Here is a 26,084-nt window from a genome sequence, read left to right as displayed (position 1 = left end):
GAGTAAGCAGGTCTGCTGGAAGCAAACCGCACCGCAGCGCTTTATTAGGGTATGTCTCTGAGTGATAAGCATTACTCGGGGTTATTTCCCTGTTAGTCAGATCGCGTGGTGCTTGTATGTCTTCATGGATGAATCGCGCAGGGCGTGTAGCGGGCGGGCCAGGTAAGGAGGGCGTCGATCCGTTCGAGGCGAACTTCAACATGGGTTTGGCTCAGCCGCTGTCGCGCTCGGTGCGCTTGAACGGGTTTGCCACCTGCCTGCGGCTGGAAGCGGTCTATTGGCGAATTCTTGAGCGGATCGCCGAGGTGAACCAGTGTTCGGTCAATGCCGTGCTGTCCTACGTGGACCGCGAGGTACACCTGCGTTACGGCGGGGTGAAAAATTTCAGTGGCCTGATCCGTGTGGTCTGTGTGGTCTTTCTGCTGGGTACACAGGTGACACGCTAGTCGGTTACCGGGCTGCACAGCACTCCTTAACCATATATAATCCCGCTCTTTACTGCCTGAACCAGCCCTCGCTGTGGTTAACGAGACACGCCTATGCCCCTGTACGACTATCAATGTGCTTCCTGTGATCACCAGATGGAAGTCCTCCAGAAGATCAGCGCCGAGCCGCTGACCGATTGCCCGGCGTGTCAGAAGCCCGAGCTGAAGAAGCTGATTTCCGCCCCGGGGTTCCGCCTTGGCGGTACAGGCTGGTACGAAACCGACTTCAAGACCGGTGCGAAAAAGAACCTTGCAGGCGGCGACAAGGCCGACTGAGTTGAATTGCACCGGCAGGGTCTTGCACTATTAGCCCTTTGTGGCGCCAAGGCCTCCACTGAACACACGAATGACGAGAAGCGAAACCACCATCATGATGCGCAGCCATTATTGCGGCCAACTGAACGAGAGCCTGGAAGGTCAGGAAATTACCCTTTGCGGATGGGTCCATCGTCGCCGCGACCACGGCGGGGTGATTTTCCTCGATATCCGTGACCGCGAAGGCATGGCCCAGGTCGTATTCGACCCGGATCGCGCAGACAGCTTCGCCGCTGCCGATCGCGTGCGCAGCGAATATGTGGTGCAGATCACCGGTAAGGTGCGTCCGCGTCCCGCTGGCGCCGTGAATGCCAACATGGCCTCCGGTGCCATCGAAGTGCTGGGTTACGAGCTGACCGTGCTCAACGAAGCCGAAACCCCGCCGTTCCCGCTGAACGAATACTCCGACGTCGGCGAAGAAACCCGCCTGCGCTACCGCTTCATCGACCTGCGTCGTCCGGAAATGGCCGAGAAGCTGCGCCTGCGCTCGCGGATCACTTCCAGCATCCGTCGCTACCTCGACGAAAACGGCTTCCTCGACGTCGAAACGCCGATCCTCACCCGTGCCACCCCAGAGGGCGCGCGTGACTACCTGGTGCCGAGCCGCACCCACGCTGGCAGCTTCTTCGCCCTGCCGCAATCGCCGCAGCTGTTCAAGCAACTGCTGATGGTGGCCGGTTTCGACCGTTACTACCAGATCGCCAAGTGCTTCCGCGACGAAGACCTGCGTGCCGACCGTCAGCCGGAATTCACCCAGATCGACATTGAGACCAGCTTCCTCAATGAATCCGAGATCATGGGCCTGACCGAGAACATGATCCGCAAGCTGTTCAAGGAAGTCCTCGACCTGGAGTTCGGCGACTTCCCGCACATGACTTTCGAAGAAGCCATGCGCCGCTACGGTTCCGACAAGCCGGACCTGCGCATCCCGCTGGAACTGGTTGACGTTGCCGATCAGCTCAAGGATGTCGAGTTCAAGGTCTTCAGCGGCCCGGCAAACGATCCGAAATGCCGCGTCACCGCTCTGCGTCTGCCAGGCGGCGCTAGCATGCCGCGCAGCAAGATCGACGAGTACACCAAGTTCGTCGGCATCTACGGTGCCAAGGGCCTGGCGTACATCAAGGTCAACGAGCGCGCCAAAGGCGTTGAAGGCCTGCAGTCGCCGATCGTCAAGAACATCCCTGAGGGCAACCTGAACGTGATCCTTGATCGCGTTGGTGCGGTCGACGGCGACATCGTGTTCTTCGGCGCCGACAAGGCCAAGATCGTCAGCGAGGCCCTGGGCGCGCTGCGTATCAAGCTGGGTGCCGATTTCAACCTGTACACCTGCGAGTGGGCGCCGATGTGGGTTGTCGACTTCCCGATGTTCGAAGAGAACGACGACGGCAGCTTCACTGCACTGCACCACCCGTTCACCGCGCCGAAGTGCAGCCCTGAAGAGCTGGAGGCCAACCCGGCCACCGCCCTGTCGCGTGCCTACGACATGGTCCTCAACGGGACCGAGCTGGGTGGTGGTTCGATCCGTATCCACCGTAAGGAAATGCAACAGGCGGTGTTCCGTCTGCTGGGTATCGAGGCGGCTGAACAGGAAGAGAAATTCGGCTTCCTGCTCGACGCCCTGAAGTTCGGCGCGCCACCGCACGGTGGTCTGGCCTTCGGTCTGGACCGTCTGGTCATGCTGATGACCGGCGCCCAGTCGATTCGTGAAGTCATCGCCTTCCCGAAAACCCAGAGCGCTGCGTGCGTCATGACCCAGGCACCAGGCCTGGTCGACGCCAAGGCCTTGCGTGAGCTGCACATCCGTCTGCGCGAACAGCCCAAGGCTGAGTAAGTGGACCCCGGGCGCATCCAAATGGATGCGCCTTTGCGTTAAGCAGTACTGATTTTATGGTTTCTGCCCGGTTTGCGCCGGGCAGGGGCATGGCATTGTTTCAAAGGATTCGGAGTCGTTATGGCTGGTCATTCCAAATGGGCAAACATCAAGCACCGCAAAGAGCGTCAGGACGCCAAGCGGGGCAAGATCTTCACCAAGTGGATCCGTGAACTGACCGTCGCCGCCAAGCAGGGCGGTGGCGATCCGGGCTCCAACCCGCGTCTGCGCCTGGCTCTGGACAAGGCCCTGGGTGCCAACATGAGTCGCGACATCATCGACCGGGCGATTGCCCGTGGTGCGGGCGCGACCGAAGCCGATAACGTTGAAGAGCTCAGCTACGAAGGTTACGGCCCAGGTGGTGTGGCGATCATGGTCGAGGCCATGACCGACAACCGCAACCGTACCGCTGCTGCCGTGCGTCACGCCTTCAGTAAATGCGGCGGCAACCTTGGCACCGACGGCTCGGTGGCCTACCTGTTCGAACGCAAGGGGCAGATCAGCTTTGCCGCAGGCGTCGATGAAGATGCGCTGATGGAAGCGGCGATGGAGGCCGATGCTGACGACGTGGTCAGCAATGAAGACGGCTCCTTCGATGTGTTCACCTCCTTTGCCAGCTTCTATGCCGTGCGTAACGCGCTGGAAGAGGCGGGCTTCAAGGCGGCGGATGCGGAAATCGTCATGCAGCCGACCACCAGTGCCGAACTGGACCTGGATGGCGCGCAAAAGGTGCTCAAGCTGATCGATATGCTTGAGGATCTGGATGACGTGCAGAACGTCTACTCCAATGCCGAGATTTCCGACGAAATCATGGAGCAGCTCGGCTAGGTGGGCGCAACTGTCTCCCTGTGGGAGCGGGCTTGCCCCGCGATGCGGTGTGACTGACAGTCCACAATCGCGGGGCAAGCCCGCTCCTACCGGTCCGAAGGCCGGATCTGCCTGCAGCTGCATTGCACCTGCAAGTCGGTCCGGCTTCTGTTTTTAGTACGGCGCGATCACGCGTCATTGAAGATGCAGGCGTTATGACTCTGATTCTTGGCATCGACCCTGGTTCGCGCATCACCGGCTACGGCGTGGTGCGCCAGGGGCCTCGGGGCTGCGAATATGTGGCTTCCGGGTGTATTCGAACCGGCAGCGGCGAGTTGCCGGAGCGTTTGCAGATCGTGTTTCGCGGTGTGCGCGAGATCATCAGCCAGTACGGCCCGGTGACCATGGGCATCGAGCGCGTGTTCATGGCGCGCAACGCCGACTCGGCGCTGAAGTTGGGGCAGGCGCGTGGCGCGGCCATCGTCGCTGCCATTGAAGAAGGGCTGGAAATCGCCGAATACAGCGCCACCCAGGTCAAGCAGGCCGTCGCCGGTACAGGCGGGGCCAACAAGGAACAAGTGCAGATGATGGTCATGCACCTGCTCAAACTGACCCAGAAGCCACAGATCGATGCCTCCGACGCCCTGGCCATCGCCCTGTGCCATGCCCATACCCGCTCAAGCCTGTTGCCTCATGGCCTGGGCACTGCACGTAGCCGTAGCGGGCGCCTGCGGCTCTGATAGCATCATGCGCTGAAACAAATTTTGACCGGGCAATGCCATCGGCCATTGCATTTGCTGTTAGGGTTGACCGGTTGTTTGCCGGCGCCCATGAGGAAGGATTGCAACGTGATTGGACGTTTGCGCGGCACTCTGGCTGAAAAGCAGCCGCCGCACCTGATTGTTGATGTCAATGGCCTGGGCTACGAGCTCGAAGTGCCAATGACCACGCTGTACCGCCTGCCCAAGGTCGGTGAGGCAGTGACCCTGCACACCCACCTGGTGGTGCGTGAGGATGCCCACCTGTTGTACGGCTTCCATGAGAAGCGTGAACGCGAGCTGTTCCGTGAGCTGATCCGCCTCAACGGCGTCGGCCCCAAGCTGGCCCTGGCGTTGATGTCGGGCCTGGATGTCGATGAACTGGTGCGCTGCGTGCAGGCGCAGGATGCTTCGGCCCTGGTCAAGGTGCCGGGTGTCGGCAAGAAGACCGCCGAGCGCCTGCTGGTGGAGCTCAAAGACCGTTTCAAGGCCTGGGAAACTTCCCCAGCCATGTTTGCCCTGGTACCCAATGGGCCTCTGCCGCTGGCCACTGTCTCCAGTGCCGAAGCCGATGCCGTCAGTGCCTTGATCTCCCTGGGTTACAAACCCCAGGAAGCCAGCAAGGCAGTGGCCGCCGTCGATGCTAAAGGTTTGAGCAGTGAAGAACTGATCCGCCGCAGCCTGAAGGGAATGATCTAAGTGATAGAAGCCGATCGACTGATAGCCGCCACCGGGCGTGACCGCGAAGAGGTCCAGGACCGGGCGATCCGTCCACTGCGCCTGGCCGAGTACATCGGCCAGCCAGTGGTGCGTGAGCAGATGGCCCTGTTCATCGAGGCGGCCCGCGGGCGCAGCGAGTCGCTGGATCACACCCTGATCTTCGGCCCGCCGGGGCTGGGTAAAACCACCTTGGCCAATATCATTGCCCAGGAAATGGGCGTATCGATCAAGAGCACCTCGGGGCCTATTCTCGAGCGTCCGGGTGATCTGGCGGCGTTGTTGACCAACCTTGAACCGCACGACGTGCTGTTCATCGACGAAATCCATCGTCTGTCGCCCATTGTCGAGGAAGTGCTGTACCCGGCCATGGAGGACTTCCAGCTCGACATCATGATCGGTGAAGGGCCGGCGGCGCGCTCGATCAAACTCGACCTGCCGCCGTTCACCCTGGTCGGCGCCACCACTCGCGCCGGCATGCTGACCAATCCGTTGCGCGACCGCTTCGGTATCGTCCAGCGCCTCGAGTTCTATAACACCGAAGACCTGGCAACCATCGTCAGCCGTTCCGGTGGCATTCTCGGTCTGCCGATCGAAGACGAAGGTGCCTTCGAGATCGCCCGGCGCGCCCGTGGTACGCCGCGGATCGCCAACCGTCTGCTGCGTCGGGTGCGAGACTTTGCCGAAGTGCGTGGCAAGGGCCATATCACCAAGCCGATTGCCGATATGGCGTTGAACCTGCTGGATGTCGACGAGCGCGGCTTCGATCACCAGGACCGTCGCCTGCTGCTGACCATGATCGAGAAGTTCGACGGTGGTCCGGTCGGCGTCGACAGCCTGGCGGCAGCCATCAGTGAAGAGCGTCACACCATCGAGGATGTGCTCGAGCCCTACCTGATTCAGCAGGGCTATATCATGCGCACCCCACGGGGCAGGGTGGTGACCCGGCATGCCTACCTGCATTTCGGCTTGAACATCCCCAATCGCCTCGGCGAGTCGGTCAATGGCGAAGGTTTTTCCGCCCCGCCCGATGAATGACAGATTTATCTGCTGTTTTCGTGGTCCTATCGGCTGTCATGGAAGGACCGCGATGGCAATTCGACATAATCGATGAAAAACAGTTGCCGGAGCGGATTGGCAAGCTGAGGAGTAAGCACTAGAGTATGCGCGCGCAAAATGGGCTTGAGCCGTTCGCACATCATTGTCGGGTCTATTACGAAGACACTGATGCGGGCGGCGTGGTGTATTACGTCAATTACCTGAAATTCATGGAGCGTGCCCGCACCGAGCGGTTACGCGCACTGGGCTTTGCCCAGTCGGCCTTGGCGCAGGACAACCTGCTGTTTGTGGTCCACTCCAGCGAGGCGCGCTATCACGCGCCAGCGCGATTGGACGACGAATTGCGGGTTACCGCGCAAGTGCTTGAATTGAACCGCGCCAGCTTGCGCTTCGTGCAGCAGGTGTGGCGCGAAAAAGATGCAACGCTGCTCTGCGAAGGGCAGTTCCTGGTGGCCTGTGTGCGCGCCGATACTTTCAAACCCCGGGCCATTCCCCCAGCGCTGCGTACGGCCTTTGCCGAGGCTGGCGATCCGGGTACTCATTCAAATGCAGGAGATTAAGCGTGGAAGCTAACGTCGTCGACCATACCTCCATGTGGAGCCTGGTCAGCAATGCCAGCATCGTGGTACAGCTGGTGATGCTGATTCTGGTTGCCGCATCGGTAACGTCATGGATCATGATTTTCCAGCGCAGCACCATGCTGCGCGCCGGTCGTCGAGCCCTGGACAGCTTCGAAGAGCGCTTCTGGTCGGGGATCGACCTGTCCAAGCTGTACCGTCAGGCCGGTAGCAACCCGGACCCGGACTCGGGTGTCGAACAGGTTTTCCGTGCCGGCTTCAAAGAGTTCTCCCGTCTGCGCCAGCAGCCTGGTGTCGACCCGGATGCGGTCATGGAAGGTGTTGGCCGGGCCATGCGCGTAGCGATCTCCCGCGAGGAAGAGAAGCTTGAGCAGAGCCTGCCGTTCCTGGCGACCGTCGGTTCCACCAGCCCGTACATCGGTCTGTTCGGTACCGTGTGGGGCATCATGAACTCTTTCCGCGGCCTGGCCAGCGCCCAGCAGGCCACCCTGGCCACCGTCGCCCCGGGTATCGCCGAGGCCCTGATCGCTACCGCGATCGGCCTGTTTGCCGCGATTCCAGCGGTGATTGCCTACAACCGTTTCGCTGCCCGCAGTGAAGTCTTGATCGGCCGTTACTACACGTTCGCCGACGAGTTCCAGGCCATCCTGCACCGTAAAGTGCACACCAGCGAAGAGTGATCAGGTAAAAGCCCATGGCCCGAGTTCGCCACAAACGCAAGCCGGTCGCCGAGATGAACGTGGTGCCTTACATCGACGTGATGTTGGTACTGCTGGTCATTTTCATGGTGACCGCACCGATGCTCAACCAGGGCGTGAAGGTCGACCTGCCCAAGGTTTCCAGCGAAGCCTTGCCGCAGGACAACAACGTCCAGGTCCTGACCATTTCGATCAAGGCTGACAAGACCTACTTCTGGAACCTTGGCAGCGAAGTCGACACCGAAAAGCAGATGGACAAGGCCATGACCTTGCCGCAAATGACCGACGCGGTGACCAAAATCATCGCCGCCGGACGTGACCAGGGCAAACAGACCCAGGTCTTCATCCGTGGCGACAAGTCCGTCGACTACGGCGCGGTCATGGGTGCCATGGGCGGGTTGCAGAAAGCAGGTGTCGGTAACGTTGGCCTGATTACCGAGGCGCCCTGATGCAACAGCGAGAGCCATCCGCCTCGGAAAGCTATTTCTGGCCCAGTGTCTGGGCCATTGCGCTGCACGTTCTGGTGTTCGGCATGCTGTTCGTCAGTTTTGCCATGACCCCGGAATTGCCGCCGTCCAAGCCTATTGTCCAGGCAACTCTGTACCAGCTGAAATCGAAAAGTCAGGCCACCACCCAGACCAATCAGAAGATTGCGGGTGAAGCGAAGAAAACCGCTTCGCGCCAGACCGAAGAAGAACAGATGGAGCAGAAAAAGGTCGAGCAGCAAGCAGTGAAGGCTGCGGAACAAAAGAAGGAAGAAGCTGCTCAAAAGGCGGAAGAAGCGCGCGCCGAAGCCGAGGCCAAGAAGGCCGAGGAAGCCAAGAAGGCTGACGAAGCGAAGAAGACCGCCGACGCCAAGAAAGCCGAAGAGGCCAAGAAGGCTGCCGAGAAGCAACAGGCTGATATCGCCAAGAAGAAGGCCGAAGAGGAAGCCAAGAAAAAGGCTGACGAAGAGGCCAAGAAGCAGGCGGCTGAAGAAGCCAAGAAAAAAGCAGCCGAGGACGCCAAGAAGAAGGCGGCCGAGGATGCCAAGAAGAAAGCAGTGGCCGAAGAGGCGAAGAAAAAGGCCGCTGAAGACGCGAAGAAGAAAGCTGCAGCTGATGCAGCCAAGAAGAAGGCACAGGATGCAGCCCGCAAGGCGGCGGAAGACAAGAAAGCCCAGGCCCTGGCCGAGCTTCTGTCCGACACCACCGAACGGCAGCAGGCATTGGCTGACGAGCAGGGTGACCAGGTAGCCGGCGATTTCGACGACCTGATCCGCGCCCGTGCGGCCGAGGGCTGGGCCCGTCCACCTTCTGCGCGCAAGAACATGACGGTGGTTCTGCAGATCGGCATGCTGCCTGATGGCACCATTACGTCGGTGAGCGTTGCACGCTCCAGTGGCGATGGTCCGTTTGACAGTTCGGCCGTTGCCGCGGTCAAGAACATTGGTCGCTTAACCGAGATGCAGGGTTTGAAACCGAGCGAATTCAATCCCTATCGTTCATTCAAGATGACATTCACACCTGAGGATCTAGCCTTGTGATTAAACTTCTTCGAGGACTGCTGGTCGTTCTCTGCTGCGCAGCAGGGATGGCCGTGGCAGAAGAAAAGAACATTCTGGTCACCAGCGGCAGTGATCGCGCCACGCCTATCGCAGTCGTGCCTTTCGGTCTGCAGGGCGGTAGCGTGCTGCCGGAAGACATGGCTGACATTATCGGTAATGACCTGCGCAACTCCGGTTATTACTCGCCGATTCCGCGGCAGAACATGATCAGCCAGCCGAGCCAGGCCAGCGAAGTGATCTTCCGTGACTGGAAAGCCCTGGGCGCCCAGTACGTCATGGTCGGCAGCATTGTGCCGGCCGGCGGTCGCCTGCAGGTGCAGTACGCACTGTTCAACGTCGCCACCGAGCAGCAAGTGCTGACCGGCAGCGTCTCTGGCGGTGTCGATCAGCTGCGCGACATGTCGCACTACATCGCCGATCAGTCGTTCGAGAAGCTCACCGGCATCAAGGGTGCGTTCTCTACCCGCATGCTGTACGTGACCGCTGAGCGTTTCTCCACCAACAATACGCGTTACACCCTGCAACGTTCGGACTACGACGGTGCACGTGCGGTGACCCTGCTGCAATCGCGTGAGCCGATCCTGTCGCCGCGTTTTGCACCCGATGGCAAGCGTATCGCCTACGTGTCGTTCGAGCAGAAGCGTCCGCGCATCTTCGTTCAGCACATCGATACCGGTCGCCGCGAGCAGATCACCAACTTCGAAGGCCTCAACGGTGCCCCGGCCTGGTCGCCGGACGGTTCGCGCCTGGCATTCGTGCTGTCCAAGGACGGTAACCCGGACATCTACGTGATGAACATGGGCTCGCGTCAGCTGTCGCGTGTAACTGCCGGTCCTGGTATCAACACCGAACCGTTCTGGGGTAAAGATGGTTCGACCATTTATTTCACTTCCGACCGTGGCGGCAAACCACAGATCTATAAAACCAATGTTTCCGGTGGTGGTGCCGAGCGTGTAACTTTTGTAGGCAACTACAACGCTAACCCTAAACTTTCGGCGGATGAAAAGACCCTGGTGATGATTCATCGTCAACAAGGTTTCACCAACTTCAAGGTGGCTGCACAAGATTTGCAACGTGGCAGTGTAAAGATTCTCTCAGAAACAAGTCTTGATGAGTCTCCTACTGTTGCGCCCAACGGCACCATGCTAATCTACGCCACCCGCCAGCAGGGCCGGGGAGTCTTGATGCTCGTCTCTCTCAACGGACGCGTGAGGCTCCCGCTTCCTACCGCTCAAGGCGAAGTCAGAGAACCGTCCTGGTCCCCTTACCTGAACTGACGCGGCGCTTTACGCTTTACGCTTGACTTAACACATTGGGGTTGTTCATTAGGAGTTTCACGATGGAAATGCTGAAGTTTGGTAAGTTTGCTGCGCTGGCTCTGGCCATGGCCGTAGCTGTAGGTTGCTCTTCGAAAGGCGGCGACGACGCTGGTCAAGGCGCTGTTGACCCTAACGCTGGCTACGGTGCCAACACTGGCGCTGTTGACGGCAGCCTGAGCGAAGAAGCAGCTCTGCGCGCAATCACCACCTTCTACTTCGAATACGACAGCTCGGACCTGAAGCCAGAAGCCATGCGCGCTCTGGACGTTCATGCCAAGGACCTGAAAGGCAACGGCGCTCGCGTCGTGCTGGAAGGTAACACCGACGAGCGTGGTACTCGCGAATACAACATGGCTCTGGGCGAGCGTCGTGCGAAAGCCGTTCAACGCTACCTGGTACTGCAAGGCGTCTCTCCTGCTCAGCTGGAACTGGTTTCCTACGGCGAAGAGCGTCCAGTTGCCACCGGCAACGACGAGCAGTCCTGGGCTCAGAACCGTCGCGTCGAACTGCGTAAGTAATTCGATATGCGAATGTGCCGTCGTGCTGTAACCGTCCTGGCGCTCAGCCTGCCACTCGTGGCTTGGGCTGAGGTTCCTGTTGTTGATGACAACGCTGGCTATAGCGGCGCAAGCAGCTATCCGCCCGCGGGTTATGGTACGAACGGCGCCTACGCCGGGGGAGGGGTTACCGCCCCTGCCTCGGCGCAGGGTCAGCTGTTCCTGCAACTGCAGCAGATGCAGGATCAGCTATCGCGTCAACAAGGCATCATCGAAGAGCTGCAAAACGATGTTGCGCGCATGAAACAGGAAAGCCTGGAGCGTTACCAGGACCTGGATCGGCGTATTGGAACCGGCGCTCCTGCCGAGGCTCCACAGAATTCTCCAGCCGGTGGCGAAGCCGCCGCCGGCGCTGCTGCAGGTGCTGCCGCCGCGCAAGCCCCCGCAGCCAGCAGCGAACCTGGCGATCCGGCCAAAGAGAAGCTCTATTACGACGCTGCTTTTGACCTGATCAAAGCCAAGGATTTCGACAAGGCCAGCCAGGCGTTCAACGCCTTCCTGCGCAAGTACCCCAACAGTCAGTACGCCGGCAACGCCCAGTACTGGCTGGGCGAGGTGAACCTGGCCAAAGGTGACCTGCAAGCCGCAGGGCAGGCCTTTGCCAAGGTCAGCCAGCTGTATCCCAAGCACAACAAGGTGCCGGATTCGCTGTACAAGCTGGCCGACGTAGAGCGCCGCCTGGGTCACACTGACCGGGTCAAAGGCATTCTGCAGCAAGTCATTACCCAGTACCCGGGTACTTCGGCTGCACAACTGGCCCAGCGCGACCTGCAGAAGCTCTGAGTCAGCCGTTTAGCAAGAAACCCGCGCTAATCGCGGGTTTTTTCGTTAGAATCTCTGCCCTTTTATTGAAATACGCTGCTGTGAACTACGCGATGACGGGTTTTCAGCGGTGCCTGACGGAGGCGGACAGCCTGTTTAGCTGTTACGCCCGTGGCGACTATGCAAGACACATTACGTATTACCGAAGTTTTTTACTCGTTGCAGGGTGAAACGCGTACCGCTGGCCTGCCCACGGTATTTGTCCGTCTCACCGGCTGCCCGCTGCGCTGCCAGTACTGCGACAGCGAATACGCCTTCAGTGGCGGCACTGTCCGTACCCTGGATTCGATCCTCGAGCAGGTCGCAGGCTTCAAGCCGCGCTATGTCTGCGTCACCGGCGGCGAACCACTGGCCCAACCCAATGCCATTCCCTTGCTCACACAGTTGTGTGATGCGGGCTATGAGGTTTCGCTGGAGACCAGTGGCGCGCTGGATATTTCCAGGGTGGACCCGCGTGTAAGTCGGGTGGTTGACCTGAAAACCCCAGGCTCCGAGGAAGCACACCGTAACCGTTACGAGAACATCGAACTGCTGACCGCCAATGATCAGGTCAAGTTCGTCATCTGTTCGCGTGAAGACTACGACTGGGCGGTGTCCAAACTCATTCAGTACGGCCTGGAAAAACGCGCAGGTGAAGTGCTGTTCTCGCCAAGCCACCATCAGGTGAGCGCCACCGACCTTGCCGACTGGATTGTGGCCGATAATTTGCCGGTTCGTTTTCAGATGCAGCTGCACAAGCTGCTGTGGAACGACGAGCCGGGACGCTGACAGGAGTGCGATGCAATGACTGAGAAACGTGCGGTAATTCTGCTTTCCGGCGGCCTGGACTCGGCCACCGTGGTGGCCATGGCCAAAGCCGAAGGCTACAGCTGCTACACCATGAGCTTCGACTATGGCCAGCGCCATCGTGCCGAGCTGAACGCCGCTGCGCGGGTCGCCCGCGACCTGGGTGTGGTTGAGCACAAGGTCATCGGCCTGAACCTGGACGGCATCGGCGGCTCGGCTCTGACCGACAGTAGCATCGACGTGCCCGAGGCGCCGAGCGAGGGGATCCCGGTCACTTACGTGCCGGCACGCAACACGGTGTTCCTGTCCCTGGCCCTGGGCTGGGCCGAGGTGCTGGAAGCGCGGGATATCTTTATCGGTGTCAACGCCGTGGACTATTCCGGATATCCGGATTGCCGACCAGAGTTTGTCGAGGCGTTCGAGCGCATGGCCAACCTGGCCACCAAGGCCGGAGTTGAAGGCCAGGGCTTCCGCATCCAGGCGCCGCTGCAGAACCTGAGCAAGGCACAGATCGTCCAGGCCGGTATGGCCCGTGGCGTGGACTACAGCCTGACGGTTTCCTGCTATCAGGCCGACGATGAAGGCCGTGCCTGCGGTAAATGCGACAGCTGCCGCCTGCGTGCCGACGGCTTCAAAGCGGCGGGTGTAGAAGACCCAACACGATATTTTTAAATTATTTTGCGATGGGGTGTTGATTTCCTGTTAGAAATCAGTATTATACGCGCCATCCAACGGGTCGTTAGCTCAGTTGGTAGAGCAGTTGGCTTTTAACCAATTGGTCGTAGGTTCGAATCCTACACGACCCACCATACGCTGTAAGAGAGAGCCCGCGTCCTGAGAAGGTCGCGGGCTTTTTCGTTTCCGGCCATTTTTTCCTTAGCAGTGGGTGCAAGCGCCGTGTTGTTCAGATTAGTTCTGGTCGCCATGTTGTTGGCGATTTCTGCATGCAGTTCTCAACCCACCGGCCCAGGGGTGGCCTCCACGAAAGTCGTGGCCGGCACCTACAAGGTCAAGCGCGGCGATACCTTGTATTCGATTGCCTCGCGCCATGGCTGGAATTTCAAGGAGCTGGCGCGCTACAACGGCATCAGCGCCCCTTACGCCGTGAATGTGGGGCAGACCATTCGCTTTGGTGGCTCAAAAACGTCGACGCGTACCACGACCACCACGGCCAGCAAGGGCAAGCCGGTAGCACCGGCTACCAATGTAACCTTGCGCGGCTGGGCGTGGCCGCTGCAGGGCACGGTGATCGGCCGCTACTCAGCAGCGGATAAGCTCAGCAAGGGCATTCGCATTGCCGCTAAACCGGGACAGCCGGTGTTTGCCAGCCTCGGCGGCAAGGTGGCGTTCGCCACTAACATCCGCGGCTACGGCAACCTGATCATCCTCCAGCACGGTACGTCCCATGCCAGCGTTTACGGCCACAACAGCAAGCTGCTGGTCAAGGAAGGGCAAACCGTCAGCAAGGGCCAGAAGATCGCCGAAGCGGGGGACCTGGATGCTGATCGCGTGCAGCTGTACTTCGAGATTCGCCAGAACGGCAAACCGGTCAATCCGCTGAGCGTGCTCCCCGCCGAAAGCTGAACTACTGGTACTTGATCACGATGCCCTTGAGTTTGCGTCCTTCGACCGTATGGATGTCACGGTCCCATAGTGGTCCGCTGACATAGGCCGACTGCGGCTGGATGCGGTCGTAGACCACCACCACGGCATCACCGCCGATCTTCGCGGCCTCGTCACGCAGCTTCTGTTCGACCTCGCTGATCGGCGGTGCCGGCTCGACGCTGGCATCGACCAGAATTTCACCCAGTCGTTCGTGTGGGCGTAGCGGTTCGCGGCGCAGCACTTCGACATTGGCGGCGCTGGTGGGGGCAGCATGGGCAACCCCGACGTACTCGGTTGTACGTGCATCAATGCTGCTGCAGCCGGCTAACACCAGCAGCAGCGCACCTGAAAAGCAGAGTTTGCTGATTGTCCTCATCGTTTCTCTCCTCCGTGGCCGTTGCCCAGCGCAACTGCAATTCAACTGACAGTAGCTGCAATTGCTTCGCTGGCAAGGGCCTGGAGGAGGGAGCGCGAGTCTCAGCCCAGCACTTCACGCAGCCGATACCACATCATGCCCAGCGCCAGCAGCGGCGAGCGCAGGGCCTTGCCGCCGGGGAAGGTCATGTGCGGTACGGCGCTGAACACATCCATGCCCTGGCTGTGGCCGACATCGATCGCCTCGGCGAGCAGCCGGGCGGTCCAGTGGGTGACGTTCAGGCCATGCCCGGAATAGCCCATGGCGTAGTACACGTTGGGATGCTGCGACAGGCGGCCAACCTGGGGAAAGCGGTTGGCGGTGATGCCGATCTTGCCGCCCCACTGGAACTCGATGCGGGCGTCGGCCAGTTGCGGGAACACCTTGAGCATCTTCGGGCGCATGTACGCTGCGATGTCCAGCGGGTCGCGCCCGGAGTAGTGACAGGCACCGCCGAACAGCAGGCGCCGGTCCGCGGTGAGCCGGTAGTAGTCGAGGCCGACTTTCTGGTCGCACAGCGCCAGGTTCTGCGGGATCAGTGCTTTGGCCTGTGCGGCTGACAAAGGTTCGGTGGTGATGATGTAGCTGCCTGCAGGCAGCACCTTGCCGCTCAGGCGTGGCTCGAGTTCTTCCAGGTGCGCGTTGCAGGCCAGCACCAGGCTGCCGGCCCGCACGCTGCCGTGGGCACAGCGCACCTGTACGGTGGCGCCGTGGTTGATCTCCAGCACCGGGCTGTGTTCAAAGATTCGCACCCCGAGGGAGGCCGCCACCTGCGCCTCGCCCAGCACCAGGTTGAGCGGGTGCAGGTGGCCCGAGCCACGGTCGATCAAGCCGCCGGCGTACACCGAGGAGGCGACCACTTCGTGCATCCGCTCAGGGCCGATCAGTTGGGTTTCGTGGCGGTAGTCCAGGGCTGCCAGGCTGTCCTGCTCGGCGCGAAAGGCGGCGAACTGGGCCGGGGTATTGGCCAGTTCGCAAAAGCCCCAGCGCAGGTCGCAGTCGATGTTGTGCTCGTTGATGCGCTTGGCCACCACTTCGACCGACTCGATGCCGGCACGCTGCAGGTATTTCACCCCGTCCTGGCCAACGTAACGGGCAAAACCTTCGACCTCATGGCCGATGCCGCGGATCAGCTGGCCACCGTTGCGCCCGCTGGCACCCCAGCCGATGCGCCGGGCTTCCAGGAGGATCACCGAGAGGCCGCGCTGGGCCAGTTCGATGGCGGTGTTGACGCCGGTAAAGCCGCCGCCGATCACACACACGTCGGCACTCAGTTCAGCGCTCAACACCGGGTGTTCAGGCATCGCAGCGACCGATGCCCGGTAGTAGGAGCTGGCATGTTGCGCAGCAGGATTCATAGAGGCTCCGTGGTTCATTTGTTCGACTTCACTTTGCTCCAGGAGCGGGTCATCAGGCGCATGATCTGCGGGGTCGGGGTGTTGGAAACGTACAGTTTGTCCAGCACTGCCTGCGGCGGGTACACCTCGGGGTTCTTGACCAGGTCGGCGTCCATGTACTGCTGGGACGGTGGAACGGCGTTGGCATAGCCGACGGTGGCGCTGACCTTGGCGATCACTTGCGGGTCGAGCAGGTAGTTCACAAAGGCATAGGCTTCTTTCGGGTTGCTGGCATCGGCGGGAATCGCCAGCAGGTCGAACCACAGGTTGGCGCCTTCCTTGGGAATGGCGTAGGCAATGTTGACGCCATTGTTGGCTTCCTTGGCGCGGTTGGCCGCCTGGAACACATCGCCGGAGTAGCCGAAGGCTACGCAGATATCACCGTTGGCCAGGTCCGAGACGTACTTGGAGGAGTGGAAGTAGGTGATGTACGGGCGCAGGGTCAGCAGCTTGGCCTCGGCCTTTTTGTAGTCCTCGACACTGTTGCTGCGCGGGTCCATGCCCATGTAGTTGAGGATCGCCGGGAACAGTTCATCCGCCGAGTCCATGAAGGACACGCCGCATTTGCTCAGTTTCTTGAGATTCTCCGGTTCGAACATCACCGCCCACGAGTCGATGTGATCGACCCCCAGTACCTGCTTGACCTTGTCGACGTTGTAGCCGATGCCGTTGGTGCCCCACAGGTAGGGCACCGAATGCTGGTTGCCGGCATCGTTCTCTTCCAGGGCCTTGAGCAGCACCGGGTCGAGGTTTTTCCAGTTCGGCAGCTGTTCGCGGTCGAGCTTCAGGAACGCGCCGGCTTTGACCTGGCGCGCAAGAAAGTGGTTGGAAGGCACGACCACGTCGTAACCGGTGCGACCGGCCAGCAACTTGCCTTCCAGGGTTTCGTTGGAGTCGAACACGTCATAGATGACCTTGATACCGGTGCTGCCCTGGAAATCCGCCAGGGTGGTTTCACCGATATAGTCGGTCCAGTTGTACACGCTGACACTGGGCTGGGCCTGGGCTGTGGCGCTGACCAGCAGCGCCAGGGTCGCACTTGCAACTGTTTTCAATGAACGCATATCGACACCTCTTGGAATTGTTTTATCGATGTTTGTGACTGGCCGCGGCTCAGACGCTGAGCAGCAAGAACTCCCGCTCCCACGAGCTGATCACGCGCTTGAAGTTTTCGTGTTCGGCGCGTTTGACCGCGACATAGCCACGCACGAACTTGCTGCCCAAGTGCTGCTCGATGCTCGGGCAGTCTTCCATGTTGGCCAGGGCGTCTTCGATGGTGATCGGCAGGCGCAGGTTGCGTCGTTCATAGGCGCGGCCCTGCACCGGGGCGCTGGGGTTGATCTTCTCGACCATGCCCAGGTAGCCGCACAGCAGACTTGCGGCAATCGCCAGGTACGGGTTGGCGTCGGCACCCGGCAGGCGGTTCTCCACACGCATGGCCTCGGGGCTCGAGGTCGGTACACGGAGGCCCACGGTGCGGTTCTCTTCACCCCATTCGACGTTCACTGGTGCCGAGGTATCGGGCAGGAAGCGGCGGAACGAGTTGACGTTGGGGGCGAACATCGGCAACACCTTGGGGATGTACTTCTGCAGGCCGCCGATGTGCTGCAGGAACAGCTCGCTCATCTGCCCGTCTTCATTGACGAAGATCGGTTTGCCGGTGGCGATGTCGACCACGCTCTGGTGCAGGTGCATGGCGCTGCCGGGCTCGTCGCCCACAGGCTTGGCCATGAAAGTGGCGGTGACGTTGTGCTTGAGCGCCGCCTCACGCATGGTGCGCTTGAACACGGTGATCTGGTCGGCCAGGTCGAGGGCGTCGCCGTGGCGGAAGTTGATCTCCATCTGCGCCGGGCCGTCTTCGTGGATCAGTGTGTCGAGGTCCAGGCCCTGGGCTTCGCACCAGTCGTAGACGTCTTCGAACAGCGGATCGAATTCGTTGGCGGCATCAATGGAGAACGACTGCCGGCCGCTTTCGGCACGGCCTGAACGGCCCAGCGGCGCCTGCAGGGGCAGGTCCGGGTCTTCGCAGCGCTGGGTCAGGTAGAACTCCATCTCCGGCGCAACGATTGGCTGCCAGCCCTTGTCGGCGTACAGCTTGAGCACTTTTTTCAGGACGTTGCGCGGCGACAGTTCAATCGGGTTGCCTTGCTTGTCGAAGGTGTCGTGGATGACGATGGCGGTCGGCTCGATGGCCCATGGCACCACGTACACCGCGGCCGAGTCCGGGCGGCAGACCATGTCGATGTCGGCCGGATCGAGCAGGTCGTAGTAGATGTCGTCGTCGACGAAATCCCCGGTTACCGTTTGCAGCAACACACTTTCCGGCAGGCGCATGCCTCGCTCATGCAGGAACTTGTTGGTGGGTGCGATTTTGCCGCGGGCGATCCCGGTCAGGTCACTGACCACGCACTCGACTTCGGTAATCTTGTGTTCTTTCAGCCACGCAGACAGCTGATCGAAAGGGGCATTCATAAAGACCTCGTTATTGGTTTTATTCCGCGCCAGGACCAGCGATCAAGGCCGGTATGCCGTCTGGACGACTTCCCCTGCAGCGCGTTGAGGTCTATCTTGGGTGAGCCTTGAACATCCATCTATCCACTTTTCGCAGGATAAAATGCACCAAAAGAGTGCATAAAGAGCCGCTCATGACAACGGACAGTCCGTTTCAGGTACAAGCTTTCAGCACCGCCGACGTCGGCGAACAAGTGCGTGCCACCCCCAGCTGGACTCAGCATTACCAGCAAATGTCACCCGGGCATTTTGCCGGTCAGGTGCGTTGCCTGGACCTGCAGGGCGTGGAGATCTACGAAGAATTCATGAACACCCGGGTCGAGCAGAATTTCAGTGCGCCGCCGGGCGCCCTGGCGTTCTGCTTCGATCGCACCGACAACAGCCTGTACCTGCTCAACGGCGAGAGCCGCAACATCTGGATCACTCCGGAGAACTACCAGGAAGTGGCGGTGGTGTTCGGCCCCGAGTTCGTCCAGCGCCACGGCCTGGATATCGCCCGCCTCGAAGGGCTGTTCATGGCGCCGCTCAATTCGGTGCAGAACGCGCTGTTCGGGCGCTGGTTGAGCAGCACCCTGACGCGCCTGGGCGAGGAGAGCGACCTGCCGAACCGGGAAGCGCTGGCCGAGCAACTGCTGGAAGACTGCCTGTTCATTCTCGACAACGCCTGTGTACGCCTGGACCGCGGCGCGCTGTGGCGGCGTACCGAGGAGCGCACGATCATGCGCCGGGTCGGCGAGTGGGCTGCTGACTGTCCGGAAGAGACCCTCAACCTGCTGGAGCTGGCGCAGGTCGCCGGGGTATCGCTGCGTCAGCTGCAGCAGGCGTTCAAGGCCTTTACCGGCATGACCCCGGCGCACTGGCTGCGTTTGCGCCGCCTGAACAGTGCGCGCCGTGAGCTGCTGGGCAGCCGCGCGGGCGCCAGTACCGTGGCCGAAGTGGCCATGCACTGGTCGTTCTGGCACCTGGGCCGCTTCTCCAGCAGCTACCAGCAACTGTTCAAGGAGTTGCCCAGCGAAACCCTCAAACGCGCTCAACGGCGCACTTGAGCGGATAAAAGCTGCGTATCTGACCCTGTCGGCGAGAGGGCCTGCAGTGGTATGTTCTGTCGAATAAATGAAGTCGATAGATTGGAAAGACCATGCCAAGAGCCTCCCACCAAGACCTGCGTCGCGCGTTTCGTCAACTCCTTGCTTCCCCTGCCTGTTACCACACGGCTTCCGTGTTTGACCCGATGTCGGCGCGTATCGCCGCCGACCTGGGTTTCGAGGTGGGTATCCTCGGTGGTTCGGTCGCTTCCCTGCAGGTGCTGGCTGCACCTGATTTTGCCCTGATTACCCTCAGCGAGTTCGCCGAACAGGCCACGCGCATTGGCCGGGTGGCCCAGTTGCCGGTGATTGCCGACGCCGACCACGGCTACGGCAACGCCTTGAACGTGATGCGCACGGTCACTGAGCTGGAGCGTGCCGGCATCGCCGCGCTGACCATCGAAGACACCCTGCTGCCCGCCCAGTTCGGGCGCAAGTCCACCGACCTGATCAGCATTGCCGAGGGCGTCGGCAAGATCCGCGCGGCCCTGGAAGCGCGCGTCGACCCGGAGCTGTCGATCATCGCCCGGACCAACGCCGCGTTGATTCCGGTCGAAGAAGTGATTGCCCGTACCGTGGCCTATCAGAATGCCGGTGCCGACGCGCTGTGCATGGTCGGCATCCGTGATTTCGACCACCTGGAACAGATCGCCAAACACCTCAGCGTGCCGTTGATGCTGGTGACCTACGGCAACCCGCAACTGCACGACGATGCCCGCCTGGCGCAACTGGGCGTGCGCATTGCCGTCGATGGTCACGGCGCTTATTTCGCCGCGATCAAGGCCACCTACGACTGCCTGCGCGAACAGCGCCGGATCACCAGCAGCGCCTCGGACCTGAGCGCTACCGAACTTACCCATACCTACACCGTACCGGGCGACTACATCGTCTGGGCGCGTGAGTTCATGGACGTCAACGAATAGGCCACTGGCCTTGCTGCAACAACTCTCAACAAATGGACAAGCGGAACAATTCATGAAGAAAACAGTGGGTGTACTTTCAGGTCTGGTAGTTGCCGTGGCTGCAGTGTGCACGGCCGGCGCCTGGTACACCGGCAAGCAATTGCCTGAAGTGCTCGAGCAGGCCATGGCGCAAGCCAATGTCCAGCTCAAGCAGTCGTCGGGGTTGAGCGGCAAAGTGACCCTGGAGCTGGCATCGCTGGAATCGCACCTGTTCTCCAGCACCGCGCGGTACCGGGTCAAGGTCACCGAGCTCAAGGGCGCTGAGGGGACGGAGAGTTTCGAGCTGGGCTTTGTCGATCAGATCGAGCACGGCCCGTTGCCCTGGAGCCGGGTCAAGGCGTTGAAGCTCATGCCGGTTATGGCGGCCAGTAACTACGCCCTGGAGAAGGACGCGTTCACTGCCCAGTGGTTCGCCGCCAGCGCTGAGGTGCCGCCGGTATACGGGCAGAACAGCCTGGGCTACGACGGCTCGACAGACGGCACGCTGATCATGCCGCCCATGCAAGTGACCGAGGTGGGCGGGGCCGTCACTCAATTCTCCGGTCTGACCATTCAGGCCAGCGGTACGCGCGATGGCGAGCAGATCAAGTTCAGCGGTGTTGCGCCAAGCTTTAGCCTGAACCATGTTGATGAGCAAAGCGGGCGCTTGAAGCTGGAACTGAAGAACCTGAGCCTTGTCGGTGACTTGAACAAGACGCCTTATGGTTTCTATGTCGGCAGCACCGACATGAAGCTTGAGCAGGTCAGTGCGAGCCTGGGCGAGGAGCAGAAGGTCCTGTTGCTCAAGCAACTTGAGCAGAACAGCGAGTCCCGCGCGGATGGCGATCAGTTTGGCGGCAGCATCGTCTACAAGGTTGGCGACATCAACTTTGATGGCCAGCCGGTCGGTTCCAGTGCAATGGTCTGGAATATGAAGAACATCGATATGCCTGCCATGCAGACCCTGATTGCGTGGTACCAGAGCCGTCTGCCGGAGTTCGAGGCGGCTGCCGCGCAAGGTCAGGTGTTGCCGACCTTGCCGATGACCGAGGCGGAAAAGACCAAGGTCAGCGCCAACGTCCAGCAACTGCTGGCGGCGAAGCCGCAGATTGCCCTGGAGGACTTTTCGTTCAAGACGGCCAATGGTGAAAGCCACTTCAAGCTGAGTGTCGACCTGGGCAAGCCGTCTTCCCTGGAACTGCCATCGGCTGAACTGTACAAGCAGATGATCACCCAGGTGCAAAGCACGCTGCAGTTGTCCAAACCCATGATTGGCGACCTGGCTACCTTGCAGGCCCGCCTGCAGGGCCAGAGCGACGCGCAGCTGCTGGCCCAGCAAGCGTCGCAAACCGGGGAGATGCTCGGCATGATGGCCGTGCAGAGCCAGATGGCCACGGTACAGGGCAACGACATCCTGGCGAACGTGCACTATGCCGACGGCATGGTCGACTTCAACGGCCAGAAAATGACCGTCGAGCAGTTTGCCAGCCTGATCATGGCCAACCTTGGTGCCATGCACCCGGCCGAAGGGTGATGGCTTGCCCCGGAGCGGTCAGTCGCTCCGGGGCTTGTTTGACTAAAAAAACCTTTTGAATTCATCCGATTATCTGTAGCCTTCGGCATCCCATAAAAACCCGAGGCCGCAGAAGGTCTTTGGTTCTGCCAGCAGCGCCGTTCAGCGCCTTGCTTGCAGAGCCGCTAACCGATTTGCCAGGGCTCGGTGATACACTCGACTTACGCGCACAAGCGCCTGCAGGTCCAGCGATCATGACCCAGATTTCCGAACGCCTTTTGGTCCAAGCCCACCTCGATGCCAAGCAGCCCAAGCCGCTGACGCCTGAGCAAGAGGCTGACTACCGTGCCGCCATCGCCGCCGAACTCAAGGCGCAGAACGCGGTGCTGGTTGCCCATTACTACTGTGATCCGGTGATCCAGGCGCTGGCCGAGGAAACCGGCGGCTGTGTGTCCGACTCGCTGGAAATGGCCCGTTTCGGCAACAAGCACGAAGCCAGCACGGTGATTGTCGCCGGCGTGCGCTTCATGGGCGAGACGGCAAAAATCCTCAACCCGGAAAAACGCGTCCTGATGCCGACCCTGGAAGCGACCTGCTCGCTTGACCTGGGTTGCCCGGTCGAAGAGTTTTCGGCGTTCTGCGACAAGCACCCGGAGCGCACCGTGGTGGTTTACGCCAACACCTCGGCAGCGGTCAAAGCCCGTGCCGACTGGGTGGTGACCTCCAGCTGCGCGCTGGAAATCGTCGAGAGCCTGATGGACAACGGCGAAACCATCATCTGGGGCCCGGACCAGCACCTGGGCCGCTACATCCAGAAACAGACCGGCGCTGACATGCTGCTCTGGGATGGTGCCTGCATCGTCCATGAAGAGTTCAAGTCGCGGCAGCTGGCCGATATGAAGGCCTTGTACCCTGATGCTGCGATCCTCGTGCACCCGGAATCGCCGGAGGCGGTGATTGATCTGGCGGATGCCGTGGGCTCTACCAGCCAGCTGATTGCGGCGGCGCAAACGCTGCCGAACAAGACCTTCATCGTCGCCACCGACCGCGGCATCTTCTACAAGATGCAGCAGCTGTGCCCGGACAAGGTCTTCATTGAAGCCCCTACGGCCGGTAACGGCGCAGCTTGCCGTAGCTGTGCTCACTGTCCGTGGATGGCCATGAACACCCTGGAACGCACCCTGCAGTGCCTGCGTGAGGGCAGTAACGAGATCTTCGTCGAGCCTGCGCTGATTCCCCAGGCGATCAAGCCGCTCAAGCGCATGCTCGATTTTACTCAGGCGGCGCGGATGAAGTTGTCCGGTAACGCTTGAGGAATCCCACATCGCGGGGCAAGCCCGCTCCCACAGCGCCTGTGGGAGCGGGCTTGCCCCGCGATGCTTGTCACATCATTAACGCATCATGTCCTTGACCATCCGCTGCTGCTCCAGCAGCTCGCGCTGACGCGCATCGATCTTCGACGCCAACACGAAGTTGTTGCCAGCCCGCTGCTTGGCGTAGTCGAGCTGCTGCAGCGCCTGATCAAAGTCGCCGACCAGGGCAAAGTACTCGGCACGCGCCTGGTGCAAGCCGATGGTATTGCCGGACAAGCCGCGAACCTCTGCCACGTCATACCAGACGTCCGGATCTTGCGGACGATTCTTGAGCAGCGCATCCAGGGCCTTTTCCGCTTCGGCCGGACGGTTCTGCTTGAGCAGCAGGTCAATCCGCGCCTGCTGCAGCGGGTAGTTGGCCGGGTACAGCGTACGCATGCGCTCGACCCGCTGCTGGGCATCGGCCAGGCGATTGTTGGTCACGTCCAGGTCAATCTGCGCCAGGTTGTAGGTGACATCGTTGGGCGCTTTGTCGAGCAACGGCTTGAGCGCATCCCGCGCTTCGTTGAGGCGGCCACCCTTGATCAGCGCCAGGGCCAGGCCGTAGCGGGCTGAGTCGAGCTTGGGGTTCTCATCCAGTTGCGCGCGGAAGCGCTTGGCCGCAAGGCCCGGGGTGCCTTCGTAGATCAGTGCGACACGGGCGCGGATCAATTGATAGCGGGCGCTGTCTTCGGTGCCGCCCTGGGGCGCCTGCTCGGCACGGTTGCGGGTGTCGGCGATACGCGATTCGGTGACCGGGTGAGTCAGGAGGAATTCCGGCGGCTTGGCGTCGTAGCGGTACTGACGCATCAGGCGTTCGAACATGCTTGGCATGTTGCGCGGGTCGTAACCGGCTTTTTCCAGGTTCTGGATACCGATGCGGTCGGCTTCCTGTTCGTTTTGCCGCGAGAAGCGCCGCTGCTCCTGAATGGCTGCAGCCTGGGTGCCGGCAATCGCGGCGATACCGGCATCGCCGGCACCGGCGGCAGCAGCGACGATGCCGACCAGTAGCGCACCCATCATCGGCAACTGCATACGCTGCTGGGCCTCGACGCCGCGGGCAAAGTGGCGTTGCGACAAGTGCGCCAGTTCGTGGGCCAGTACCGAGGCGTACTCGCCTTCGGTCTGGGCGTTGAGGAACAGGCCGCCGTTGACCCCGACAATCCCGCCAGGGGCGGCAAAGGCGTTGAGTTCCCGGCTGTCGATGAGGATGAATTCCAGGCGCCGGTCCTGCAACTGGCTGGTTTCAGCCAGGCGATAGACGCTGGTTTCGACATAGTCCTTGAGCTGGGGATCGTTCAGTTGATTGACATTGCCCCGCAGCAGGCTGAGCCAGGCGCGGCCCAGCTGGTGTTCCTGTTGCGGGGAAACAATGGCAGAACTGGCGTCGCCAAGTGACGGCAGGTCGTCGGCATGGCTGGGGAGCGCCATCAAACAGGCCAGCGTCAGCAGGGTAGGGCGCAGAAAATTCATGCACGAAGCTCTGGTCGACAAAGAGCCTTACTGTAGCTGGCTCACACGTTGGCGACCAGTGGCGGTATTCTACCCAGCTTGATTGATTCTGCCTGCCAGGAGTAACCGATGAGCGATACCCCGACGTTTGACGCTGAACTCGACGCCTGCGGCCTGAACTGCCCGCTACCGCTGCTCAAGGCGAAGATGGAGCTCAATCGCCTGGCCAGTGGTGCGGTACTCAAGGTGATCGCCACCGATGCCGGATCGCAGCGCGATTTTCGCACTTTTGCCAAATTGGCCGGTCATACGCTGCTGCTCGAAACAGCCGAGGCAGGTGTGTACACCTACTGGCTGCGCAAAGCCTGAGTTTTTTCCCCTAAGGATCGTCAATGTTCAAGGTGCTTCGCGACTGGATGCAACGCTACTTCTCGGATGAAGAAGCGGTGGTATTGGCGGTCTTGCTGTTTCTGGCCTTCACCGCCGTCCTGACCCTGGGCGGCATGCTCGCGCCGGTGCTTGCCGGTATGGTCCTGGCGTTCCTCATGCAGGGACTGGTCAACGCCCTGGAGCGTCTGCGGGTGCCGACCCGCTATGCCGTCGGCCTGGTTTTCACCCTGTTCATGGGGGCTCTGGGGGTGTTCTTGCTGGTGCTGGTGCCTTTGCTCTGGCATCAGTTGATCACCTTGCTGAACGAACTGCCGGGGATGCTGGGTAAGTGGCAATCGCTGTTGCTGTTGTTGCCTGAGCGTTATCCGCACCTGGTTTCCGATGAACAGGTGCTGCGCGCGATTGAGGCCCTGCGCGGGGAGATTGGTAAGTTCGGCCAATGGGCATTGACCTTTTCGCTGTCCAGTCTGCCGTTGCTGGTCAACATCATGATCTACCTGGTGCTGGTGCCGATCCTGGTGTTCTTCTTCCTCAAGGACCGCGAGCTGATTGCCCGCTGGGTCAGCGGTTACCTGCCGCGTGAGCGGACGTTGATGAACCGGGTGGCCGAAGAAATGAACCGGCAGATCGCCAACTACATTCGTGGCAAAGGCATCGAAATCCTGATTTGCGGTGGGGCGACTTACATTGCCTTCATCACCCTGGGGCTCAATTATGCGGCGCTGCTGGCGTTGCTGGTGGGCTTGTCGGTGGTGGTGCCGTATGTCGGCGCGGTGGTGGTGACGGTGCCGGTCACGCTGATTGCCTTGTTCCAGTGGGGTTGGGGCGATCAGTTCATCTACCTGATGGCGGTCTACGCGATCATCCAGGCGCTGGATGGCAACGTTCTGGTGCCGCTGCTGTTCTCCGAGGCGGTGAGCCTGCACCCGGTGGTGATCATCTGCGCGGTTTTGCTGTTTGGCGGGCTGTGGGGGTTCTGGGGGATCTTCTTTGCGATTCCGCTGGCGACCCTGTTCAAGGCAGTGCTCGATGCCTGGCCGCGGCAGGAGCCTCCTGTCGCGCCGTTGTTGTGAAAGCATCGCGGGGCAAGCCCGCTCCCACATACC

General features: G+C 60.8%; 28 protein-coding genes and 1 tRNA gene. 24 read left to right on the top strand and 5 right to left on the bottom strand.

Annotated features, from left to right (window positions below; genetic code table 11):
- Positions 1-116: 116 nt before the first annotated feature.
- The 18 genes from NPS47_RS07040 (at position 117) to NPS47_RS06955 (ending at position 13,901) form a co-directional block, all read left to right on the top strand.
- Positions 117-446 carry a ribbon-helix-helix domain-containing protein gene (locus NPS47_RS07040; RefSeq protein WP_274294283.1) on the top strand — a complete coding sequence of 110 codons (330 nt, stop codon included), beginning with the start codon at positions 117-119 and terminating at the stop codon, positions 444-446.
- 93 nt (positions 447-539) lie between these two features.
- A complete protein-coding gene (locus NPS47_RS07035) occupies positions 540-761 on the top strand; it encodes an FmdB family zinc ribbon protein (protein WP_157193672.1) in 222 nt (73 codons plus the stop codon).
- A 94-nt stretch (positions 762-855) separates the two neighbouring features.
- The gene (aspS, locus tag NPS47_RS07030) at positions 856-2,631 is read left to right on the top strand and encodes an aspartate--tRNA ligase (protein WP_274294443.1); all 1,776 of its coding nucleotides are present in this window, start codon (positions 856-858) and stop codon (positions 2,629-2,631) included.
- 120 nt (positions 2,632-2,751) lie between these two features.
- Positions 2,752-3,498, top strand: a complete 747-nt coding sequence (locus NPS47_RS07025; protein WP_274294282.1) for a YebC/PmpR family DNA-binding transcriptional regulator — start codon at positions 2,752-2,754, stop codon at positions 3,496-3,498.
- 194 nt (positions 3,499-3,692) lie between these two features.
- Entirely contained in the window at positions 3,693-4,217 is a 525-nt protein-coding gene (ruvC, locus tag NPS47_RS07020; protein ID WP_038613867.1) for a crossover junction endodeoxyribonuclease RuvC, read from the top strand.
- Positions 4,218-4,325: 108 nt separating this feature from the next.
- Positions 4,326-4,934 carry a Holliday junction branch migration protein RuvA gene (gene ruvA, locus NPS47_RS07015; protein ID WP_038613864.1) on the top strand — a complete coding sequence of 203 codons (609 nt, stop codon included), beginning with the start codon at positions 4,326-4,328 and terminating at the stop codon, positions 4,932-4,934.
- Positions 4,935-5,990: a Holliday junction branch migration DNA helicase RuvB gene (ruvB, locus tag NPS47_RS07010; RefSeq protein ID WP_038613862.1), complete on the top strand. Its 1,056-nt coding sequence runs from the start codon at positions 4,935-4,937 to the stop codon at positions 5,988-5,990.
- Between the two features lie 125 nt (positions 5,991-6,115).
- Entirely contained in the window at positions 6,116-6,571 is a 456-nt protein-coding gene (ybgC, locus tag NPS47_RS07005; RefSeq protein ID WP_051939500.1) for a tol-pal system-associated acyl-CoA thioesterase, read from the top strand.
- A 2-nt stretch (positions 6,572-6,573) separates the two neighbouring features.
- Complete coding sequence (tolQ, locus tag NPS47_RS07000) at positions 6,574-7,269, top strand: protein TolQ (RefSeq protein WP_010223192.1); 696 nt, start codon at positions 6,574-6,576, stop codon at positions 7,267-7,269.
- A gap of 14 nt (positions 7,270-7,283) precedes the next feature.
- Positions 7,284-7,736 (top strand): protein TolR, encoded by a 453-nt coding sequence (tolR, locus tag NPS47_RS06995; RefSeq protein ID WP_028943072.1) that lies wholly within the window; start codon positions 7,284-7,286, stop codon positions 7,734-7,736.
- Positions 7,736-8,812: a cell envelope integrity protein TolA gene (gene tolA, locus NPS47_RS06990; RefSeq protein WP_274294281.1), complete on the top strand. Its 1,077-nt coding sequence runs from the start codon at positions 7,736-7,738 to the stop codon at positions 8,810-8,812. Before tolR ends, tolA begins: the two co-directional genes overlap by 1 nt.
- 47 nt (positions 8,813-8,859) lie before the next feature.
- The gene (tolB, locus tag NPS47_RS06985) at positions 8,860-10,110 is read left to right on the top strand and encodes a Tol-Pal system beta propeller repeat protein TolB (RefSeq protein ID WP_274294442.1); all 1,251 of its coding nucleotides are present in this window, start codon (positions 8,860-8,862) and stop codon (positions 10,108-10,110) included.
- A 62-nt stretch (positions 10,111-10,172) separates the two neighbouring features.
- The gene (gene pal, locus NPS47_RS06980; RefSeq protein WP_028943075.1) at positions 10,173-10,670 is read left to right on the top strand and encodes a peptidoglycan-associated lipoprotein Pal; all 498 of its coding nucleotides are present in this window, start codon (positions 10,173-10,175) and stop codon (positions 10,668-10,670) included.
- A 6-nt stretch (positions 10,671-10,676) separates the two neighbouring features.
- A complete protein-coding gene (gene ybgF / locus NPS47_RS06975) occupies positions 10,677-11,492 on the top strand; it encodes a tol-pal system protein YbgF (RefSeq protein ID WP_274294280.1) in 816 nt (271 codons plus the stop codon).
- 159 nt (positions 11,493-11,651) lie between these two features.
- Entirely contained in the window at positions 11,652-12,299 is a 648-nt protein-coding gene (queE, locus tag NPS47_RS06970) for a 7-carboxy-7-deazaguanine synthase QueE (RefSeq protein WP_038613850.1), read from the top strand.
- 15 nt (positions 12,300-12,314) lie between these two features.
- Positions 12,315-12,989, top strand: coding sequence for a 7-cyano-7-deazaguanine synthase QueC (gene queC / locus NPS47_RS06965; protein WP_157193668.1), 675 nt, complete (start codon positions 12,315-12,317; stop codon positions 12,987-12,989).
- Positions 12,990-13,050: 61 nt separating this feature from the next.
- A tRNA-Lys gene (locus NPS47_RS06960) sits at positions 13,051-13,126 on the top strand.
- A gap of 88 nt (positions 13,127-13,214) precedes the next feature.
- Positions 13,215-13,901 carry a peptidoglycan DD-metalloendopeptidase family protein gene (locus NPS47_RS06955; RefSeq protein WP_274294279.1) on the top strand — a complete coding sequence of 229 codons (687 nt, stop codon included), beginning with the start codon at positions 13,215-13,217 and terminating at the stop codon, positions 13,899-13,901.
- Position 13,902: 1 nt separating this feature from the next.
- On the opposite strand, the gene NPS47_RS06950 is transcribed toward NPS47_RS06955, so the two are convergent.
- The 4 genes from NPS47_RS06950 to NPS47_RS06935 all read right to left on the bottom strand — a co-directional run bounded on the left by NPS47_RS06950 (position 13,903) and on the right by NPS47_RS06935 (position 18,206).
- A complete protein-coding gene (locus tag NPS47_RS06950; RefSeq protein ID WP_274294278.1) occupies positions 13,903-14,298 on the bottom strand; it encodes a hypothetical protein in 396 nt (131 codons plus the stop codon).
- Positions 14,299-14,399: 101 nt separating this feature from the next.
- A complete protein-coding gene (locus tag NPS47_RS06945; protein ID WP_274294277.1) occupies positions 14,400-15,695 on the bottom strand; it encodes an NAD(P)/FAD-dependent oxidoreductase in 1,296 nt (431 codons plus the stop codon).
- Positions 15,696-15,709: 14 nt separating this feature from the next.
- On the bottom strand, positions 15,710-16,798 hold the full coding sequence (locus NPS47_RS06940; RefSeq protein WP_274294276.1) for a polyamine ABC transporter substrate-binding protein: 1,089 nt from the start codon (positions 16,796-16,798) through the stop codon (positions 15,710-15,712).
- A 49-nt stretch (positions 16,799-16,847) separates the two neighbouring features.
- A complete protein-coding gene (locus NPS47_RS06935; RefSeq protein ID WP_274294275.1) occupies positions 16,848-18,206 on the bottom strand; it encodes a glutamine synthetase family protein in 1,359 nt (452 codons plus the stop codon).
- A gap of 173 nt (positions 18,207-18,379) precedes the next feature.
- On the opposite strand from NPS47_RS06935, the gene NPS47_RS06930 reads away from it, so the two are divergent.
- The 4 genes from NPS47_RS06930 (at position 18,380) to nadA (ending at position 23,097) form a co-directional block, all read left to right on the top strand.
- On the top strand, positions 18,380-19,291 hold the full coding sequence (locus tag NPS47_RS06930) for a helix-turn-helix domain-containing protein (protein ID WP_274294274.1): 912 nt from the start codon (positions 18,380-18,382) through the stop codon (positions 19,289-19,291).
- Positions 19,292-19,383: 92 nt separating this feature from the next.
- Positions 19,384-20,253, top strand: coding sequence for an isocitrate lyase/PEP mutase family protein (locus NPS47_RS06925; RefSeq protein WP_157193662.1), 870 nt, complete (start codon positions 19,384-19,386; stop codon positions 20,251-20,253).
- A 52-nt stretch (positions 20,254-20,305) separates the two neighbouring features.
- Positions 20,306-21,805 (top strand): YdgA family protein, encoded by a 1,500-nt coding sequence (locus tag NPS47_RS06920; RefSeq protein ID WP_274294273.1) that lies wholly within the window; start codon positions 20,306-20,308, stop codon positions 21,803-21,805.
- Positions 21,806-22,038: 233 nt separating this feature from the next.
- Positions 22,039-23,097 carry a quinolinate synthase NadA gene (gene nadA, locus NPS47_RS06915; RefSeq protein ID WP_274294272.1) on the top strand — a complete coding sequence of 353 codons (1,059 nt, stop codon included), beginning with the start codon at positions 22,039-22,041 and terminating at the stop codon, positions 23,095-23,097.
- A gap of 78 nt (positions 23,098-23,175) precedes the next feature.
- Here the strand turns inward: nadA and NPS47_RS06910 are convergent, their stop codons facing one another.
- Positions 23,176-24,609 (bottom strand): M48 family metalloprotease, encoded by a 1,434-nt coding sequence (locus NPS47_RS06910; RefSeq protein WP_274294271.1) that lies wholly within the window; start codon positions 24,607-24,609, stop codon positions 23,176-23,178.
- A 108-nt stretch (positions 24,610-24,717) separates the two neighbouring features.
- Here NPS47_RS06910 and NPS47_RS06905 point away from each other — a divergent pair, with 108 nt between their 5' ends.
- Positions 24,718-24,957, top strand: a complete 240-nt coding sequence (locus tag NPS47_RS06905) for a sulfurtransferase TusA family protein (protein WP_274294270.1) — start codon at positions 24,718-24,720, stop codon at positions 24,955-24,957.
- A gap of 23 nt (positions 24,958-24,980) precedes the next feature.
- Positions 24,981-26,051: an AI-2E family transporter gene (locus tag NPS47_RS06900; RefSeq protein WP_274294269.1), complete on the top strand. Its 1,071-nt coding sequence runs from the start codon at positions 24,981-24,983 to the stop codon at positions 26,049-26,051.
- The last annotated feature ends 33 nt before the right edge of the window (positions 26,052-26,084 follow it).

It is taken from the genome of Pseudomonas putida (genome assembly GCF_028682475.1).
In the GTDB taxonomy this organism is placed as follows: Bacteria; Pseudomonadota; Gammaproteobacteria; order Pseudomonadales; family Pseudomonadaceae; genus Aquipseudomonas; species Aquipseudomonas putida_AG.
The sequence above is the reverse complement of the archived record's forward strand: the minus strand, read 5'-3'. Positions and strand labels throughout refer to the sequence as shown.

Excerpts from the sequence above, each read along its gene's own strand:
- NPS47_RS06950 (WP_274294278.1), bottom strand. The coding sequence starts at position 14,298 with ATGAGGACAATCAGCAAACTCTGCTTTTCAGGTGCGCTGCTGCTGGTG.
- ybgC (WP_051939500.1), top strand. The coding sequence starts at position 6,116 with ATGCGCGCGCAAAATGGGCTTGAGCCGTTCGCACATCATTGTCGGGTC.
- NPS47_RS06940 (WP_274294276.1), bottom strand. The coding sequence starts at position 16,798 with ATGCGTTCATTGAAAACAGTTGCAAGTGCGACCCTGGCGCTGCTGGTC.
- NPS47_RS06905 (WP_274294270.1), top strand. The coding sequence starts at position 24,718 with ATGAGCGATACCCCGACGTTTGACGCTGAACTCGACGCCTGCGGCCTG.
- NPS47_RS06910 (WP_274294271.1), bottom strand. The coding sequence starts at position 24,609 with ATGAATTTTCTGCGCCCTACCCTGCTGACGCTGGCCTGTTTGATGGCG.
- nadA (WP_274294272.1), top strand. The coding sequence starts at position 22,039 with ATGACCCAGATTTCCGAACGCCTTTTGGTCCAAGCCCACCTCGATGCC.
- NPS47_RS06920 (WP_274294273.1), top strand. The coding sequence starts at position 20,306 with ATGAAGAAAACAGTGGGTGTACTTTCAGGTCTGGTAGTTGCCGTGGCT.
- aspS (WP_274294443.1), top strand. The coding sequence starts at position 856 with ATGATGCGCAGCCATTATTGCGGCCAACTGAACGAGAGCCTGGAAGGT.
- ybgF (WP_274294280.1), top strand. The coding sequence starts at position 10,677 with ATGCGAATGTGCCGTCGTGCTGTAACCGTCCTGGCGCTCAGCCTGCCA.
- queC (WP_157193668.1), top strand. The coding sequence starts at position 12,315 with ATGACTGAGAAACGTGCGGTAATTCTGCTTTCCGGCGGCCTGGACTCG.
- tolA (WP_274294281.1), top strand. The coding sequence starts at position 7,736 with ATGCAACAGCGAGAGCCATCCGCCTCGGAAAGCTATTTCTGGCCCAGT.
- NPS47_RS06925 (WP_157193662.1), top strand. The coding sequence starts at position 19,384 with ATGCCAAGAGCCTCCCACCAAGACCTGCGTCGCGCGTTTCGTCAACTC.
- NPS47_RS06900 (WP_274294269.1), top strand. The coding sequence starts at position 24,981 with ATGTTCAAGGTGCTTCGCGACTGGATGCAACGCTACTTCTCGGATGAA.
- tolB (WP_274294442.1), top strand. The coding sequence starts at position 8,860 with ATGGCCGTGGCAGAAGAAAAGAACATTCTGGTCACCAGCGGCAGTGAT.
- NPS47_RS07035 (WP_157193672.1), top strand. The coding sequence starts at position 540 with ATGCCCCTGTACGACTATCAATGTGCTTCCTGTGATCACCAGATGGAA.
- NPS47_RS07025 (WP_274294282.1), top strand. The coding sequence starts at position 2,752 with ATGGCTGGTCATTCCAAATGGGCAAACATCAAGCACCGCAAAGAGCGT.
- ruvC (WP_038613867.1), top strand. The coding sequence starts at position 3,693 with ATGACTCTGATTCTTGGCATCGACCCTGGTTCGCGCATCACCGGCTAC.
- NPS47_RS06935 (WP_274294275.1), bottom strand. The coding sequence starts at position 18,206 with ATGAATGCCCCTTTCGATCAGCTGTCTGCGTGGCTGAAAGAACACAAG.
- NPS47_RS07040 (WP_274294283.1), top strand. The coding sequence starts at position 117 with ATGTCTTCATGGATGAATCGCGCAGGGCGTGTAGCGGGCGGGCCAGGT.
- pal (WP_028943075.1), top strand. The coding sequence starts at position 10,173 with ATGGAAATGCTGAAGTTTGGTAAGTTTGCTGCGCTGGCTCTGGCCATG.
- tolR (WP_028943072.1), top strand. The coding sequence starts at position 7,284 with ATGGCCCGAGTTCGCCACAAACGCAAGCCGGTCGCCGAGATGAACGTG.
- NPS47_RS06930 (WP_274294274.1), top strand. The coding sequence starts at position 18,380 with ATGACAACGGACAGTCCGTTTCAGGTACAAGCTTTCAGCACCGCCGAC.
- queE (WP_038613850.1), top strand. The coding sequence starts at position 11,652 with ATGCAAGACACATTACGTATTACCGAAGTTTTTTACTCGTTGCAGGGT.
- NPS47_RS06945 (WP_274294277.1), bottom strand. The coding sequence starts at position 15,695 with ATGAATCCTGCTGCGCAACATGCCAGCTCCTACTACCGGGCATCGGTC.